The organism is Streptomyces hilarionis (assembly GCF_024539675.1).
GTDB lineage: Bacteria > Actinomycetota > Actinomycetes > Streptomycetales > Streptomycetaceae > Streptomyces > Streptomyces hilarionis.
Genome location: NZ_JAHHIT010000034.1, coordinates 21,418 through 38,055, shown reverse-complemented (window position 1 = coordinate 38,055; position 16,638 = coordinate 21,418). Strand labels below are relative to the sequence as shown.

Sequence of the window (16,638 nt, the reverse complement as noted above, 5' to 3'; positions counted from 1 at the left end):
GGCGGGGAATCCGGGTCCGGGGTGCGGGGCTTGGCGCGCAGCGCGCTGATGCCCCAGTTCAGGGCCAGCGCGCCGAGGAGCAGAGCCACGTACGGCCAGCCGAAGAGGGCGAAGAAGAAGGCCCACATGCCGCAGAGCAGGGCGTAGCGCGCGTGGCGCTGGGCGGGGTCCATCGGGTCCCAGCGCTTGCCGGGGTCGCCGCCGGGACCGCTCGGACCGCCGTTCTCGGGGTTGCGGCCGGGGCGCTCGCCGAAGCCGCCGGGGGAGCGCCCCGGCTGCCGGTCGCTCCACTGGCCGCCCCACGGGGAGCGCCCGTCCTCGGGGTCGCCGCCCGACGGGCGGCGGGGCTGCCACGGGCGGTCCGGCGCGCCCTCCGGCGGCGGCGCGAAGGGGTTGTCGTCCTCGGGCGGCTTGTTCTCGTCCGAGGGGGCGTCCGCGGGGGAGGCGGGGCGCTCTCGCAGCAGCACGACGCCGCGCTCCCCTCCCTGCGGTGACTGCGGGGGGAGCGTGAGCAGTCGCAGACTGCGGTCCGGCATCAAGTGAGCGTCTTCCCCTAGGTGATAAGGCTGTCTGGCCTGAACGGACGTGGCTGTCACTCCGGGAACGCGCCGCACGGCGGCCGCGTTCCCGATCACGCCCGCATCCCGTTCCTCGCAGACGCTACCTTCCGGCCACGCCCCCGTCCCGCGGGGGCCGTCCGGTGTGCCGGTATCGTTGCTGGCGGTCGGCTGCTTCGTAGGCTTCCCCGTATCCGGGGGCGCGATGCATTCGTACGAAAGTACAAACGCGTGAGCCCGCGTCCGCCCACCGCCTTGTACGTGCTTCCCCGAGAAAGGGCCTCACCGTGGCCGCTGAGCCCGTGGCCAAGCGCCTCGTCGTGCTGGTCTCCGGATCCGGTACGAACCTTCAGGCGCTCCTCGACGCCGTCGCGGCCGAGGGCGTGGCCGCCTACGGCGCGCGGATCGTGGCCGTCGGAGCCGACCGCGGGGACATCGAGGGTCTCGCCCGGGCCGAGCGGGCCGGCATCCCCACCTTCGTGTGCCGGGTCAAGGACTTCGCCGCCCGCGAGGAGTGGGACGCCGCCCTCGCCGAGGCCGTGGCCGCCCACGAGCCGGACCTGGTGGTGTCCGCCGGGTTCATGAAGGTCGTGGGGAAGGAGTTCCTCGCGCGGTACGGCGGGCGGTTCGTCAACACGCACCCCGCCCTTCTCCCCAGTTTCCCGGGAGCCCACGGTGTACGCGACGCGCTCGCGTACGGCGTGAAGGTCACCGGATGCACCGTCCACTTCGTCGACGACGGCGTCGACACCGGCCCGATCATCGCGCAGGGCGTGGTGGAGGTCCGGGACGAGGACGACGAGAGCGCTCTGCACGAGCGCATCAAGGAAGTCGAGCGAAGGCTGCTCGTCGAGGTCGTGGGGCGGCTCGCCCGCAACGGCCATCGCATTGAGGGACGAAAGGTAGTTATCCAGTGACCGCCGAGAGCACTGTCACGGCCGAGAGCGGCAAGCGGGACATCCGCCGCGCGCTCGTCAGCGTCTACGACAAGACCGGTCTGGAGGAGCTCGCGCGCGGGCTGCACGAGGCCGGCGTCGAGCTCGTCTCCACCGGGTCCACCGCCTCCCGCATCGCCGCCGCCGGCGTTCCCGTCACCAAGGTCGAGGAGCTCACCGGCTTCCCCGAGTGCCTGGACGGCCGCGTCAAGACCCTGCACCCCAGGGTCCACGCCGGCATCCTCGCCGACCTGCGCCTGGAGGACCACCGCCGGCAGCTGGCGGAGCTGGGCGTCGAGCCGTTCGACCTCGTCGTCGTCAACCTCTACCCGTTCCGCGAGACCGTCGCCTCCGGCGCGACCCCCGACGAGTGCGTCGAGCAGATCGACATCGGCGGCCCCTCCATGGTCCGCGCCGCCGCCAAGAACCACCCGTCGGTCGCCGTGGTCACCAGCCCGGAGCGCTACGCCGACGTCCTGGCGGCCGTGCAGGGCGGCGGCTTCGACCTCGCCGCCCGCAAGCGGCTCGCCGCCGAGGCGTTCCGGCACACCGCCGCCTACGACGTCGCCGTGGCCTCCTGGTTCGCGTCGTCCTACGCGCCCGCCGACGAGTCGCCCTTCCCCGACTTCCTCGGCGCGACCTGGGAGCGCAAGAGCACCCTGCGCTACGGCGAGAACCCGCACCAGCCCGCCGCGCTCTACGTGGACGGCAGCGGCGGCGGTCTCGCCGAGGCCGAGCAGCTGCACGGCAAGGAGATGTCGTACAACAACTACACGGACACGGACGCCGCGCACCGTGCCGCGTACGACCACGCCGAGCCGGCTGTCGCGATCATCAAGCACGCCAACCCGTGCGGGATCGCCGTCGGCGCGGACGTCGCCGAGGCGCACCGCAAGGCGCACGCCTGCGACCCGCTGTCCGCGTTCGGCGGCGTCATCGCCGTGAACCGGCCGGTCAGCAAGGAGATGGCGGAGCAGGTCGCGGAGATCTTCACCGAGGTCATCGTCGCGCCGGACTACGAGGAGGGCGCCCTGGAGGCGCTCGCCAAGAAGAAGAACATCCGCGTGCTGAAGGCCCCGCAGGGCCCCGCCGCTCCCGTCGAGCTCAAGCCCGTCGGCGGTGGCGCGCTGCTCCAGGTCACCGACCGCCTCCAGGCCGAGGGCGACGACCCGGCCAACTGGACGCTGGCGACCGGCGAGGCGCTGTCCCCGGCCGACCTCGCCGACCTGGCCTTCGCCTGGAAGGCCTGCCGGGCCGTGAAGTCCAACGCCATCCTGCTCGCCAAGGACGGCGCGTCGGTCGGCGTCGGCATGGGCCAGGTCAACCGGGTCGACTCGGCGAAGCTGGCCGTCGAGCGGGCCGGCGAGGAGCGGGCGCGGGGCGCGTACGCGGCCTCCGACGCCTTCTTCCCCTTCCCGGACGGGCTGGAGGTGCTGGTCGAGGCGGGCGTCAAGGCCGTGGTGCAGCCCGGCGGCTCGGTCCGCGACGAGCTGGTCGTCGAGGCCGCGAAGAAGGCCGGAGTGACGATGTACTTCACGGGGACGCGGCACTTCTTCCACTGATCCCCGCGTGCGGCGAAAAGAACGGGCGGTCCGGCACCACGCCGGACCGCCCGTTCCGTTTCCCGCGCCTGAACGGCAGGAAGGAGTCCGACGACATCCGCGCGCACCAGTGGGTCACCCCGGCCGGCGCGCCGCCTCCCGCGCCTGTGTGCAGGGGGACATCGACCACCCGGCCGAGAAGCCGCGCCTCAAGCCCGGCCCCGGACACCGCGGACCCGGGCCGTTCCCGCACGGTCGCGGGGCTGCCGCGGGTCAGTAGCGAGGACGGTTGAACCAGGCGCCGCCGCTGATCATCGCGGAGAGGATGATGCCGCCGAAGGCCAGCGAGATGACGCCGCCGAAGGTGCCCGAGCCGCCGCCGCCGTTCACGATGTTGGCGAGGCTGCCCAGGATCATCAGGGACGCGTAGACGATCGTCGTGACGCGGATGCCGCCACGGCCGGACTTGAACTTGACGCCCAGGAAGATCGACAGGCTGCCCAGGGCCAGCATGAGCAGCGCGATGGCGATGATGAGGCCGGTCGCCATGCTGCTGTCGTCGCCGGAGCCGAAGGCGTTGGACGTGTCCTGCGCGGCGCCGGCGGCGATGCCGATGACGATCCCGGCCAGGAACTGGAAGCCGGCCAGGATGAACAGCAGCACCCGGGCGGTCTTGACCAGGCCGGGCATCTCCTGCGGGACGCCGTAGCCGTAGCCGTGCGGGACCGGCGGGGCCTGCGGGTAGCCGTAACCGGGCTGGCCCTGGGGAGCGGTGGGGTAGCCGTAGCCGGGCTGCTGGGGCGGACCCTGCGGCGGATAGCCGGGCGGCTGGCCCTGCGGCGGGCCGTAGGGGTTGTTCGGGTCGCCGAAGCTCATGGCGGTCCTTCCTCCGTGTGCACTCGAGTGCGGGGACGCGGCCTGGCTCGGAGGAAGGTTCTACAGATGCGGTTCGTCCCCCCGGTACTGCCCGCGGCACTGTGGCGTCAATCGTTCTGCAATGGTCGGTTTGTTGTCCAGCCGCATTCGCCGGCATTCCGCAGGCGTTGTGCAAGTGCAACATCATCGATCGCGTTCGCGCACGTCAGCCGTGCGCGGCGGCCTCGTTCGGGGTCACCCGGATTGGAACCGGGGGGCCGTCATCCGGGAGGATGGACCCATGACCGCCCAGATTCTCGATGGCAAGGCCACCGCAGCCGAGATCAAGTCCGATCTGACCGCCCGCGTGGCGGCGCTGAAGGAGAGGGGCGTCACGCCCGGCCTCGGCACGATCCTCGTCGGCACCGACCCCGGCAGCCAGAAGTACGTCGCCGGAAAGCACCGCGACTGCGCGGAGGTCGGCATCGCCTCCCTCCAGCGCGAGCTGCCCGCCACGGCCACCCAGGAGGAGATCGAGGCGGTCGTCCGCGAGCTGAACGACGACCCCTCCTGCACCGGTTACATCGTGCAGCTCCCGCTGCCCAAGGGCATCGACGAGAACCGCGTCCTGGAGCTCATGGACCCGGACAAGGACGCCGACGGCCTGCACCCGATGAACCTCGGCCGGCTGGTCCTGAACGAGCCCGGCCCGCTGCCCTGCACCCCCAACGGCGTGCTGACGCTGCTGCGTCGGCACGGCGTCGAGATCAACGGCGCCGAGGTGGTCGTCGTCGGACGGGGCGTGACCATCGGCCGGTCGATGCCGCTGCTGCTGACCCGGCGCAGCGAGAACGCGACCGTGACCCAGTGCCACACCGGCACCCGGGACCTGTCGGCGCACCTGAGGCAGGCCGACGTCATCGTCGCGGCCGCCGGGTCCGCCCACCTGATCCGCGCGCGGGACGTCAAGCCGGGCGCGGCCGTCCTCGACGTCGGCGTCTCGCGCAACGCCGAGGGCCGGATCGTCGGCGACGTCCACCCGGACGTGCGCGAGGTGGCGGGCTGGATCTCCCCCAACCCGGGCGGCGTCGGCCCGATGACCCGTGCCCAGCTGCTCGTCAACGTGGTCGAGGCGGCGGAGCGCAGTGTCGGCTGACGGCGCCTCCGGCAAGGCCGGGGACGAGAACGTGACGGGCGACCACGTCGACGAGATCGAGGTCCGCGACCCCATCAGCGCGCCGGACGCCGACGGCGTGCCGCGCCGCACCACCCGCCGCTTCCCGAAGTTCACCCGGGACACCGCGCGCCCCGAGGGGGCCGGGCGGGCCGCGCCGGGCGACGCCCTGGCCGCCCGGCAGTGGCCGATCATCGCGGTGCTGGGCGTCGTGGCGCTCGGGCTCCTGCTGACGGCGCTGGACGTGTTCCGGGTCGGCACGATCCTGATCGGCGTGGGCCTGCTGACCGGCGCGCTCCTGCGCTGGCTGCTGCCCGGCGTCGGGATGCTCGCCGTGCGCTCGCGTTTCACGGACATCGTGACCTACGGGGTGCTGGGCACGGTGATCGTCCTGCTGGCGCTGATGGCGCAGCCGAGTCCGTGGCTTCAGATCCCGTTCCTCAAGGACACCCTGCACTTCACGGTCAGCAGCGGCGGCTGACGGCAGACGCACGGCGGCCCGTCCTCATCCCCCGAAGAGGACGGGCCGCCGGCGCGTCTCCACGCTCCCGCACCTCGAACACCCTGTTCAACGCCCCGCCTGACGCTGTGGCACGGAAGTGACCGTTCCGCTACGGTGCACGCGCACCGCCACAGCCGGCCCGCGCGCGGGAACCGTCCGGCCGCCCCTCGTCGTCCCCCCAACGGACCGAGGGGGAGGTGGGCGGGATGGGCTCCTGGCAGCCGCTGCCGGACGGGCTGCCGTCGGAGGTGCGGCACTTCGTCGAGCAGATGCGGCAGCTCAAGGACGGCACGGGGCTCAGCCTGGCCGCGCTCGGCGCGCGCACCGCGTACAGCAAGTCGTCCTGGCAGCGCTACCTCAACGCCGTCCAGCCGCCGCCCCGGCAGGCCGTCGCCGCGCTGTGCAGGGTGGCGGGACTGGCCGGGGCGGACGCCGAACGGCACGTCGTGCGCTGGGAACTGGCGGTCGAGGCGTGGCCGCGGCCGGCTCCGGCGAACCCGGCCGGGGAGTACGAGGACGATCCGACGGTGCCGTGGTGGGACCGTCCGGAGGAGGAGCCCGCGCCGCTGCCGGCGCCCCGGGCCGTGGGACGCCTGCTGCTCTACGCGGTCCTGATCCTGCTCGCGCTGCTGGCGACCGCCGTCGGGGGAGCGGTCGCCTTCGGCTGAGGCGGGCGGCACCGGCGCGGGGGCGCGCCCGTCGTGGGCTTGCTTTGACAGTTCGGGTAGGTGTCCCGAATCGTCATCACATCGGGTCTTACGCGACCCATGGGATTCAGCGCACGAGAGGGGGGCCGATGCCTCGCTGGAAAGCCCTGCCGGACGAACTCGACCCGCGGGTCCGGGAGTTCGTCGAGGCGATGCGACGGTCGGTGGACCGGGCGGGGCTGGGCGTCCCGGCGGTGGCGGAGCGCACGGGCTACGGCAGGGCGTCGTGGGAGCGCTATCTCCACGGCCGGCTGCTGGCGCCCAAGGGCGCGGTGGTGGCGCTGGCCGAGGTCACCGGCACCCCGGTGGTCCATCTGATCACCCTGTGGGAGCTGGCCGAGCGGGCGTGGAGCCGCGCGGAGACCCGGCTCGTACCCGGGGCGGTGGCGGCGACCGCCGGGACGCTGCCCGCCCGCCCCCTGCCGGGGCGGTCCGGGCCGCCGCCCGCGCCGCTCCCGTCCGACGGCGAGCGCGCCCGGCCGCGGACGCGGGACGGCGGCGCGGACCGGCGGTGGCGGACGGCCCTGCTGCTCGCCGCGGTCGTGGGGGTGGCGGGCGTCGCGGCCGGCGCGTTCCTCCTCGCCGCAGGCCGGGAGCCGGGGACGGCGGGTGTCGTCGCGTCGCCCTCTCCGTCGGTCGCCACGCCCCGCGTCCTGCCCTCGGGGGTGCGGTGCGCCGGCTCCGACTGCACGGGCCGGGACGCGCAGACGACGGGATGCAGCGGAGGGCTCGCGGCGACGGCGAGGACCGCGACGGTCGGCGCGACGCGCGTCGAGGTCCGCTACAGCCGCGCCTGCGGGGCCGCCTGGGGCCGGATCACGCCGGCCGGGCCCGGGGACACGGTGACGGTGAGCGCCGGTTCCCTGCGGCGCACCGGGCAGGTCTCGGCGCCCGGGGCCACGATCGCGTACACGCCCATGGTGGCCGTGACCAGCGCCGACGACGCGAGGGCGTGCGCGGTGCTGGCCTCCGGGCAGCAGGGCTGCACGCCCTGACCCGGCGGCGGCCGCACGGGCCGCCGAAGAAAAGCGGGCGCGCGCAGGCATGGCCGCGCCGCCCGCGGGCACGCGAAACGTACCCCCACGGGATTCCGGCGCGACCCGGTTCCCCCCACGGCGGCCGTACGGTTCCCTCTCTCCCGGACCGGCGGCCGCCGCTCCTCGTCGGCGGGACGTGCCGGGTGTCCCCCACGGAGAAGTCCACTCTGTGGGACGGGCCACACGACCCCGGACGTCCGGGATCCCGGATGCGCGATAGCCTGACCGCTGATTGGATCTCTTGATACCAAGAGATCGATCATCTGTACGTCCCACCCGGGGCAGGGACGCCCCACCGACAGCTGTCATACGGAGAACGCCATGACCCGCACTCCCGTGAACGTCACCGTCACCGGCGCGGCCGGCCAGATCGGTTACGCCCTGCTCTTCCGCATCGCCTCCGGCCAGCTGCTCGGCGCGGACGTGCCGGTCAAGCTGCGCCTGCTGGAGATCACCCCGGCGCTCAAGGCCGCCGAGGGCACCGCCATGGAGCTCGACGACTGCGCCTTCCCGCTGCTCCAGGGCATCGACATCACGGACGACCCGAACGTGGCCTTCGACGGCGCCAACGTGGCGCTCCTCGTCGGCGCCCGCCCCCGCACCAAGGGCATGGAGCGCGGCGACCTCCTCGAGGCCAACGGCGGCATCTTCAAGCCGCAGGGCAAGGCCATCAACGACCGCGCCGCGGACGACATCAAGGTCCTCGTCGTCGGCAACCCGGCCAACACCAACGCGCTGATCGCCCAGGCCGCCGCCCCGGACGTACCGGCCGAGCGCTTCACCGCGATGACCCGCCTCGACCACAACCGCGCGCTGACCCAGCTCGCGAAGAAGACGGGCTCGACGGTCGCCGACATCAAGCGGCTGACCATCTGGGGCAACCACTCCGCCACCCAGTACCCGGACATCTTCCACGCCACGATCGCCGGCAAGAACGCCGCCGAGGTCGTGGGCGACGAGAAGTGGCTGGCCGAGGACTTCATCCCGACCGTCGCCAAGCGCGGCGCGGCCATCATCGAGGCGCGCGGCGCGTCCTCGGCCGCCTCCGCCGCCAACGCGGCCATCGACCACGTGCACACCTGGGTCAACGGCACCGCCGAGGGCGACTGGGCCTCCATGGGCATCCCGTCCGACGGCTCCTACGGCGTCCCGGAGGGCCTGATCTCCTCCTTCCCGGTCACCACCAAGGACGGCAAGTACGAGATCGTCCAGGGCCTGGACGTCAACGAGTTCTCCCGCGCCCGCATCGACGCGTCGGTGCAGGAGCTCGCGGAGGAGCGCGAGGCGGTTCGCGCCCTCGGCCTGATCTGAGCCCGAACGCCCACGATCCCCGGACGGTCCGACCGTCCGGGGATCGTTTTTTCGGGCCGAGCGCCGTTCAGCTCTCCTTGAGGGCGCTCACGAAGCCCGCCCAGGCGCCGGGTTCGAAGAGGAGCGCCCCTCGCTCGGGGGCTTTGCTGTCCCGCACGGGGACGACGGCGGGGTTGCCTTTGGCGACTTCGAGGCATGCCCCGCCATCAGGGTTGCTGTAGCTGGACTTGCGCCAGGTGACGTTGCTCAGGTCGATGGCTCGCACGGCACTTCCTCCAACATCCGCATCATGAACTTCCGCGACTCGGCTGGGGAAAGCGCCAGGTCACGCATCGCATCGTAACGCCGTTGAAGCAGCTCAACTGAGCGGGTTTCCTCGATGAGTTCGCCTCGGTGCGCCGTCTCCGCGTAGGCCACCGTGGCGCCGTCGGGCAGCCGCAGGAACATCATGTCGGTGCTCACCAGGGCATGGAGTCCCACACTGTGCGGCAGGACCTGAAGGGTGATGTTCGGGCGATCGCAGACTTCCAGCAGGTATTCCAACTGCTCTCGCCACTCGCGCGGGGCGCGCAGAGGCGTCCGCAGTACGGCCTCGGAGAAGATGGCGCGGAACGGTGGCGGATCGTCTCCCTCCAGCAGCTTGCGTCGCCCCGTGCGGGCTTCGACCTGCTGGTCCAGTTCGGCTCCCTTGAGGCCGCCGAGCGTGAGGACTTCCCGTGCGTACGCCGCTGTCTGGAGCAGGCCGTGGACAGTGCTCACGCCGAAGTGCCACAGGCTCAGCGCGTCGGCCTCGATGTCCATGTACCTGCGGTACTGCTCCTTGAACTGGCTGTTGTCGCCGAGGGCGACTTCCCACAGGGCCAGCAGCAGGCCCGGCGTTCCGTAGTGCTGGTCGAGGGCCTCCACGATCTCCGGGCTGCCGAGGCTGACCCCGCCCTCCATCTTGCCGAAGGTGGACTGGTCCCACCCCAGCCGCTCGGAGAGCTCCCGCAGGCTCTCGCCGCGGGTGTTGCGCAGCAGGCGCAGTTCTTCCGCGAAGCGTTTGCGGGGCTGCTGGCTTCGTCCCGTGACGACTCGTCTCGCGGGCATGGCGTCTCCTTCGCGGCGCGGCTCAGCGTGGCGGTCCGGACACGAAGAGTAATTCAACTCTTCGTGGGATTCAGGGCGTTGTCGAAGCTCCGGCGGCGGACGGGCGCGCCGAGGCCGGTCACGACCAGCGCCGTCGCCGCGAGCACGGCCACCGCGACCGTGCGCAGGGCCGGGCCCATGCCGGCGGCGAAGCCCGCGTGCCCGGCGAGGACCGTGCCGGCGACCGCGACGCCGAGGGCCGCGCCGACCTCGCGGGCCGAGGTGCCGAGTCCGGAGCCGAGGCCCGCCTGGTGGGCCGGGAGGGACGTGACGACGCCCAGGGTCAGCGCGGGCATCGACAGGCCCGTCCCCGCCGAGATGACGAGCAGCCAGCACGCGTACACCGGGTAGGGCGTGCCGGCGTCGGCCGTGGACGCGCCGAGCAGGCCGAGGCCGATCAGGGCGAGCCCCGAGCCGATGACCGGGCGGGGGCGGTCCGACCAGCGGGCGGCCAGCCTGGGGACGAGGGCCATGCCGACGATCAGCGGGACGATCGCGACGCCGGTGACGGCGGGCCCGTAGCCCTTCACCTCCTGGAGGTACTGGGAGTTGACGAAGAACAGCGCGAACAGGCCGAAGAACCCGGTCATGAGGCCGAGGCCCGTGGCCCGCAGGCTCCGGGAGCGGAACACGCGCGGGTCGAAGAGGGGGGCGCGCGAGCGCAGGGAGCGCAGCGTGAACGCGGCGACCAGGGCGGCTCCCGCGGCGAACGAGCCCAGGATGCGCGGCGAGGTCCAGCCGTGGTCCGGGCCCTCGATGATGCCGAACAGGACGGCCGCGAGGCCCGCGGTGAGCAGCAGGGCGCCCAGCGGGTCGAGGCCGCCGTGCGGGGAGCGTTCGGTGCGGGGGGTGGTCAGCGCCACGGCGAGCGCCAGCAGCGCCGCCAGCGGGATCATCGCGGCGAACAGGGCCCGCCAGGTCAGGAACTGCCCGGCCAGGCCGCCGCCCAGGTTGCCCGCCAGGCCGCCGAGGCCCATGGCGAGGGTCCAGGACGCCATCGCCCGGGCCCTGCCCCGCGGTCCGGCGAGGTGGACCAGGATCGACATCGTGGCCGGGGTGATCAGGGCCGCGCCCGCTCCCGAGATGCCGCGACCCGCGATGAGGACCGCCGGGTTCGGGGCGAACGCGCTGGTGGCGGCCCCGAGGGCGAACAGGCCGAGGCCGGCGAGCAGCGCGCCCTTGCGGCCGAGGCGGTCGCCGAGCGCGCCGGCCGGGATGAGCAGGCCCGCGAAGACGATCACGTAGGCGTCGACGGTCCACAGGATCTCGGTGTGCGAGGGGTGCAGCGAGGACGCGCTCAGCTGCGGGATGAGGAGGTTGATCGCGGCGACCATGCTCTGGGCGACCAGGACGCAGGCGCACAGGGCGAGGAGGGTGGACCGTTTCAGGGCGTGCGAGGGCACGGCTCCTCCCGGGGAGCTCGTCGGAGTGGGATGCGCGTTCACCGTAGGCTCGGCCCCGACCTGCTTTCCAGTGCAACCTTTGCAAGGGGTGAATGCGTGTGACGCAATCCGTGGGGGCTTCGGCCGGACCCGCCGGGCTCGACCTGAATCTGCTGGTCGCGCTGGACGTCCTGCTGGAGGAGCAGAGCGTGCAGGGCGCGGCCCGTCGGCTGCATCTGTCGGAACCGGCGATGAGCCGCACGCTCGGCCGGGTGCGCAGGGCGCTGGGGGACCCGGTCCTGGTGCGGGCCGGGCGGCGGATGGTGCCGACGCCGCGCGCGCTCGCCGTGCGGGCCGAGGTGAGCGCCGTCGTCGAGCGGGCCCGCGCCCTGTTCGCGCCGGCCGAGGGGACCGACCTGCGGACGGTGACCCGCACCCTCACGATCCTCGGCCACGACGCGATCGCGGCCGCGCACGGGCCGGCCCTGTACGCCCGCGCGGCAGCCGAGGCCCCGGGCATCCGCATCCGGTTCCTGGGCGAGAGCCACGTCGACGCGCCGTTCCTGCGCGAGGGCACCGCGGACCTGGAGGTGGGCGTCATCGACACGGTGGCCCCCGAGGTGCACCGCGAGCAGCTCTACGAGGACCGGATGGTGGGCGTGGCCCGTGCCGGGCATCCCCTGCTGGAGGGCGAGTTGACGCCCGAGCGGTACGCCCGGGAGGCGGACCACCTCATCGTCTCGCGGCGCGGCAGGCTGCACGGGCCGGTCGACGCCGCGCTCGCCGAGCTGGGGCTGGAGCGGCGGGTGGTGGGAGCGGTCGGCTCGCTGCCGTCCTCGCTCTTCGTCGTCCGCGACACCGACCTGGTGGGGCTCAATACCGCCTGGGGGCTGCCGTTGGCGCAGAGTCTGGGCCTGGCCTCCTTCGAGGTGCCGCTGGATCTGCCGCCGCTGCGGCTGGGCATGGCCTGGCATCCGCGGCACGACGCCGACCCCGCGCACGCGTGGCTGCGCGGCGCGGTGCGGGACGTGATGGCGCAGGGTGACGGCCGCTGAGGGCCGCCGACGGCGGACGGCGGGGACCGGGGCGGCCGCTGTGTGAGCGAACCGTCACCATGACACCCCATTTGACAGCTTTTGTCCGTAATGGCAGTGACTCAGCGCACTTTAGGCAAGAGATTGCGCATGCAATGCAGGGTTCGGGGCATGTGGACGCGGTCCCCGACAGCGACCCACGGGTGACACAGGGGGACTGAACAGGAACGGAAGGCAACACCGATCATGGCCGACACGACGGAACAGACGGAACAGCGGGAGTGCCGGACGATTCACGCGGGCGGCGAGTGGCTGACCGCCGCCTCCGGAGCCACCCGGGAGATCCTCGACCCAGCGGACGGCCGCCCCTTCGCGGTGGTCGCCGAGGGCGACGAGAAGGACGCCGACCTGGCCATCGCGGCCGCCCGCGCCGCCTTCGACGAGGGCGACTGGCCGCGCACGCCGGCCGTCGAACGCGCCGCGCTGCTGCGCCGCGTCGCCGACCTCCTCATACGCGACCGCGAACGGCTCGGCCTGCTGGAGAGCCGTGACGCGGGCAAGACCCTCGAAGAGGGCCGGGTGGACATCGACTGCGTCGCCGACGCCTTCCGCTACTTCGCCGGCCTCGTCGCCGCCGAGGCGCCGGGCCGGGTCGTGGACGCGGGCTCGGCCGACGTCCACAGCGTCGTCGTCCACGAGCCCATCGGCGTGTGCGCGCTGATCACCCCCTGGAACTACCCGCTCCTCCAGGCGAGCTGGAAGATCGCGCCCGCCCTCGCCGCCGGCAACACGTTCGTCGTGAAGCCGAGCGAGATCACCCCGCTGACCACGATCGCCCTCATCGACCTGCTCGCCGAGGCCGGGCTGCCCGCCGGCGTCGCCAACATCGTCACCGGCCCCGGCCACTCGGTCGGCGCCCGGTTCGCCGAACACCCCGACGTCGACCTGGTGTCCTTCACCGGCGGCCTCGTCAGCGGCGTCAAGGTCGCGCAGGCGGCCGCCCCGACCGTCAAGAAGGTCGCCCTCGAACTCGGCGGCAAGAACCCCAACGTGGTCTTCGCCGACGCCTGCGCCACCCCCGAGGGCTTCGACACCGCCGTCGACCAGGCCCTCAACGCGGCCTTCATCCACAGCGGCCAGGTCTGCTCGGCGGGCTCGCGGCTCATCGTCGAGGAGTCGGTCCGCGACCGCTTCGTCGACGAACTCGCCCGCCGCGCCGGGAAGATCCGCCTCGGACGCGGCACCGAGGCCGGCGTCGAGTGCGGTCCGCTCGTCTCCGAGCAGCAGCGCGCCAAGACCGAGGAGTACGTGGCCTCCGCGCTCGCCGAGGGCGCCGTGCTGCGGTCCGGCGGCCGACGCCCCGACCCCGCCCCGGAACGCCCGGAGAGCGGCTACTTCTACGAGCCCACCGTCCTCGACCACTGCCACCGCGAGATGCGCGTCGTGCGGGAGGAGGTCTTCGGGCCGGTCCTCACCGTCGAGACCTTCCGCACCGAGGACGAGGCCGTGGCCCTCGCCAACGACACCGAGTACGGGCTCGCGGGCGGTGTGTGGACCTCCGACGCCGGTCGCGCCCGACGGGTCGCCGGCCGGCTGCGCCACGGCACCGTCTGGATCAACGACTTCCACCCCTACCTCCCGCAGGCGGAGTGGGGCGGCTTCGGAAAGAGCGGCGTGGGCCGCGAACTCGGGCCCGCCGGACTGGCCGAGTACCGCGAGTCCAAGCACGTCTACCAGAACCTCGCGCCGCAGCCGGTCCGCTGGTTCGCGGGCTGACCGCCGCGCCCCGGACACCCCGCTCACCCCGCCCCCTTCGCATCGAACAGACTTCGCACGCCCCTGGAGTACCCCCCATGCCACAGACCTCACCCGTCTATGACTACGTGATCGTCGGAGGCGGAACCGCCGGTTCCGTCATCGCCTCACGGCTCACCGAGAACCCCGACGTCACCGTCGCCGTCATCGAGGGCGGCCCCAGCGACGTCGGCCGCGACGACGTCCTCACCCTGCGCCGCTGGATGGGCCTGCTCGGCGGCGAACTCGACTACGACTACCCGACCACCGAGCAGCCGCGCGGCAACTCCCACATCCGGCACAGCCGCGCCCGCGTCCTCGGCGGCTGCTCCTCGCACAACACGCTCATCGCCTTCAAGCCGCTGCCGTCCGACTTCGACGAGTGGGAGGCGGCCGGCGCGACCGGCTGGGGCGCGGTCCCCATGGAGGCCTACTACGCGCGCCTGCTGAACAACATCGTCCCGGTCGACGAGAAGGACCGCAACGCCATCGCCCGCGACTTCGTCGACGCCGCCCAGCAGGCGACCGGAGTCCCGCGCGTCGAGGGCTTCAACGCCAAGCCCTTCGACGACGGCGTCGGCTTCTTCGACCTCGCCTACCACCCCGAGACCAACAAGCGCTCCTCCGCCTCGGTCGCCTACCTGCACCCGGTGATGGACGAGCGGCCCAACCTGACGATCCTGCTGGAGACCTGGGCGCACCGCCTGGAGCTGGACGGCCTGCACGCGCGAGGCGTGCACGTGCGCGCCGCGGACGGCACCGAGAGCCTCGTGCGGGCCCGGCGCGAGGTGGTCCTCTGCGCGGGCGCGATCGACACGCCCCGCCTGCTCCTGCACTCCGGCATCGGCCCGAAGAGCGACCTGGACGCGCTCGGCATACCCGTCGTCCACGACCTGCCCGGCGTCGGCGAGAACCTCCTCGACCACCCCGAGTCGGTGATCGTCTGGGAGACCCACGGGCCGCTCCCGGAGAACTCCGCGATGGACTCCGACGCCGGCCTGTTCGTGCGCCGCGACCCCGAGCACGCGGGCCCGGACCTGATGTTCCACTTCTACCAGGTCCCCTTCACCGACAACCCGGAACGGCTCGGCTACGAACGCCCCGAGCACGGCGTGTCGATGACCCCCAACATCCCCAAGCCGAAGTCCCGCGGCCGGCTGTACCTCCAGAGCGCGGATCCGGCCGTCAAGCCCGCCCTCGACTTCCGCTACTTCACCGACGAGGACGACTACGACGGCCGCACCCTCGTCGACGGGATCCGCATCGCGCGCGAGATCGCCAAGACCGAGCCGCTGGCCGGCTGGCTCAAGCGCGAGGTCGCCCCCGGCCCGCACGTCACGAGCGACGAGGAGCTGAGCGAGTACGCGCGCAAGGTCGCGCACACCGTGTACCACCCGGCCGGCACCTGCAAGATGGGCGCCGCCGACGACGAACTGGCCGTAGTGGACCCGCAGTTGCGAATCCGTGGACTGGACGGCATCCGCATCGCGGACGCCTCCGTGTTCCCGACCATGACAGCCGTGAACCCGATGATCGGAGTGCTGATGGTCGGCGAACGGGCCGTGGACCTGATCGGAGGCGATGCCTGATGAGTACCGACACCCGAACCGACACGACCACGCACACGACGATCGAGGAGCGGCCGCCGGTCTTCTCGGTGGACGGCCTGTGGAAGGTGTTCGGCCCGAAGGCCGAGACCGTCCCCGCCGACCCCGAGCTGACCTCGCTGCCTCCCGCCGAACTCCGCGCCCGCACCGGCTGCACCGCCGCCGTCCGGGACGTCTCCTTCGACGTGCGCAAGGGCGAGGTCTTCGTCGTCATGGGCCTGTCCGGCTCCGGCAAGTCCACCCTCGTGCGCTGTCTGACCCGGCTGATCGAGCCGACCGCCGGCACCATCGCCATCGAGGGCGAGGACGTGCGGGCCATGGACAAGACCCGGCTGCGCGAACTGCGCCGGCACCGCGCCGCGATGGTCTTCCAGCACTTCGGCCTGCTCCCGCACCGCACCGTCGTCGACAACGTCGCCTACGGCCTCGAGATCCAGGGCGTCGGCAAGTCCGAACGCCGCGAGCGCGCCCAGGAGGTCGTCGAGAAGGTCGGCCTCGAAGGCATGGAGCACCGCAGGCCCAGCGAGCTGTCCGGCGGCCAGCGCCAGCGCGTCGGACTGGCCCGCGCGCTCGCCGTGGACCCCGAGGTCCTGCTGTTCGACGAGCCGTTCAGCGCGCTCGACCCGCTGATCCGGCGCGACATGCAGGAGGAGGTCGTGCGCCTGCACCAGGAAGAGGGCCGCACGATGGTCTTCATCACCCACGACCTGAGCGAGGCCCTCAAGCTCGGCGACCGCATCGCCCTCATGCGCGACGGCGAGGTCGTGCAGCTCGGCACCCCGGAGGAGATCGTCGGCTCGCCCGCCGACGACTACGTCCGCGAGTTCGTCCGCGACGTCCCGCGCGAGCAGGTCATGACGGTCCGCCGGGCCATGCGCGCCGGCGAGTGCGTCGGCCCCGACCACCCCGGCGCGATCGCCGCCGACGCGGTCGTCGCCGACGCCATCCAGGTCGTGTCGCGCAGCCACCAGCCCGCGTGCGTCGTGGAGAACGGCCGGTGTCTGGGGGTCGTCGACCACGAACGGCTCCTCGACGTCGTGGCCGGAACGGAGCTCCGCAAGGAGGCGGTCTGAC

16 protein-coding genes are annotated in these 16,638 nt (G+C 72.8%); 11 read left to right on the top strand and 5 right to left on the bottom strand.

Features of this window, described 5'->3' with window-relative positions; all coding sequences use genetic code 11:
* The coding region (locus KMS84_RS05175; RefSeq protein WP_256914834.1) for a hypothetical protein at positions 1 to 536 on the bottom strand (536 nt) is incomplete at its 3' end.
* 308 nt (positions 537 to 844) lie between these two features.
* Between KMS84_RS05175 and purN the strand changes: the two genes are divergently transcribed.
* Entirely contained in the window at positions 845 to 1,474 is a 630-nt protein-coding gene (purN, locus tag KMS84_RS05170) for a phosphoribosylglycinamide formyltransferase (protein WP_256914833.1), read from the top strand.
* Positions 1,471 to 3,054 carry a bifunctional phosphoribosylaminoimidazolecarboxamide formyltransferase/IMP cyclohydrolase gene (gene purH, locus KMS84_RS05165; protein WP_256914832.1) on the top strand — a complete coding sequence of 528 codons (1,584 nt, stop codon included), beginning with the start codon at positions 1,471 to 1,473 and terminating at the stop codon, positions 3,052 to 3,054. Before purN ends, purH begins: the two co-directional genes overlap by 4 nt.
* Positions 3,055 to 3,306: 252 nt before the next feature.
* On the opposite strand, the gene KMS84_RS05160 is transcribed toward purH, so the two are convergent.
* Positions 3,307 to 3,909, bottom strand: coding sequence for a hypothetical protein (locus KMS84_RS05160; RefSeq protein ID WP_256914831.1), 603 nt, complete (start codon positions 3,907 to 3,909; stop codon positions 3,307 to 3,309).
* A gap of 280 nt (positions 3,910 to 4,189) precedes the next feature.
* On the opposite strand from KMS84_RS05160, the gene KMS84_RS05155 reads away from it, so the two are divergent.
* The 5 genes from KMS84_RS05155 (at position 4,190) to KMS84_RS05135 (ending at position 8,619) form a co-directional block, all read left to right on the top strand.
* Complete coding sequence (locus tag KMS84_RS05155) at positions 4,190 to 5,044, top strand: bifunctional methylenetetrahydrofolate dehydrogenase/methenyltetrahydrofolate cyclohydrolase (protein ID WP_256914830.1); 855 nt, start codon at positions 4,190 to 4,192, stop codon at positions 5,042 to 5,044.
* The gene (locus tag KMS84_RS05150; protein WP_256914829.1) at positions 5,034 to 5,543 is read left to right on the top strand and encodes a DUF3017 domain-containing protein; all 510 of its coding nucleotides are present in this window, start codon (positions 5,034 to 5,036) and stop codon (positions 5,541 to 5,543) included. The genes KMS84_RS05155 and KMS84_RS05150 overlap by 11 nt, the downstream gene beginning before the upstream one ends.
* Before the next feature lie 227 nt (positions 5,544 to 5,770).
* The gene (locus KMS84_RS05145) at positions 5,771 to 6,232 is read left to right on the top strand and encodes a helix-turn-helix domain-containing protein (protein ID WP_256914828.1); all 462 of its coding nucleotides are present in this window, start codon (positions 5,771 to 5,773) and stop codon (positions 6,230 to 6,232) included.
* A gap of 128 nt (positions 6,233 to 6,360) precedes the next feature.
* Complete coding sequence (locus tag KMS84_RS05140; protein WP_256914827.1) at positions 6,361 to 7,266, top strand: helix-turn-helix domain-containing protein; 906 nt, start codon at positions 6,361 to 6,363, stop codon at positions 7,264 to 7,266.
* 363 nt (positions 7,267 to 7,629) lie between these two features.
* Entirely contained in the window at positions 7,630 to 8,619 is a 990-nt protein-coding gene (locus KMS84_RS05135; protein WP_256914826.1) for a malate dehydrogenase, read from the top strand.
* A 67-nt stretch (positions 8,620 to 8,686) separates the two neighbouring features.
* On the opposite strand, the gene KMS84_RS05130 is transcribed toward KMS84_RS05135, so the two are convergent.
* From KMS84_RS05130 to KMS84_RS05120, 3 genes are read right to left on the bottom strand one after another with little or no spacing between them, the layout of a single operon-like run.
* Positions 8,687 to 8,884 (bottom strand): DUF397 domain-containing protein, encoded by a 198-nt coding sequence (locus tag KMS84_RS05130; RefSeq protein WP_256914825.1) that lies wholly within the window; start codon positions 8,882 to 8,884, stop codon positions 8,687 to 8,689.
* Positions 8,866 to 9,708 (bottom strand): helix-turn-helix domain-containing protein, encoded by an 843-nt coding sequence (locus tag KMS84_RS05125; RefSeq protein ID WP_256914824.1) that lies wholly within the window; start codon positions 9,706 to 9,708, stop codon positions 8,866 to 8,868. The genes KMS84_RS05130 and KMS84_RS05125 overlap by 19 nt, the downstream gene beginning before the upstream one ends.
* Positions 9,709 to 9,761: 53 nt before the next feature.
* Positions 9,762 to 11,150 carry an MFS transporter gene (locus KMS84_RS05120; RefSeq protein ID WP_256914823.1) on the bottom strand — a complete coding sequence of 463 codons (1,389 nt, stop codon included), beginning with the start codon at positions 11,148 to 11,150 and terminating at the stop codon, positions 9,762 to 9,764.
* A 92-nt stretch (positions 11,151 to 11,242) separates the two neighbouring features.
* Here KMS84_RS05120 and KMS84_RS05115 point away from each other — a divergent pair, with 92 nt between their 5' ends.
* The 4 genes from KMS84_RS05115 to KMS84_RS05100 all read left to right on the top strand — a co-directional run bounded on the left by KMS84_RS05115 (position 11,243) and on the right by KMS84_RS05100 (position 16,637).
* Entirely contained in the window at positions 11,243 to 12,184 is a 942-nt protein-coding gene (locus KMS84_RS05115; protein WP_256914822.1) for a LysR family transcriptional regulator, read from the top strand.
* A gap of 225 nt (positions 12,185 to 12,409) precedes the next feature.
* On the top strand, positions 12,410 to 13,939 hold the full coding sequence (locus KMS84_RS05110) for an aldehyde dehydrogenase family protein (RefSeq protein WP_256914821.1): 1,530 nt from the start codon (positions 12,410 to 12,412) through the stop codon (positions 13,937 to 13,939).
* Positions 13,940 to 14,016: 77 nt separating this feature from the next.
* Positions 14,017 to 15,546 (top strand): GMC family oxidoreductase, encoded by a 1,530-nt coding sequence (locus KMS84_RS05105; protein ID WP_256914820.1) that lies wholly within the window; start codon positions 14,017 to 14,019, stop codon positions 15,544 to 15,546.
* Positions 15,546 to 16,637 (top strand): quaternary amine ABC transporter ATP-binding protein, encoded by a 1,092-nt coding sequence (locus tag KMS84_RS05100; protein WP_256914819.1) that lies wholly within the window; start codon positions 15,546 to 15,548, stop codon positions 16,635 to 16,637. The genes KMS84_RS05105 and KMS84_RS05100 overlap by 1 nt, the downstream gene beginning before the upstream one ends.
* Position 16,638: the final 1 nt, after the last annotated feature.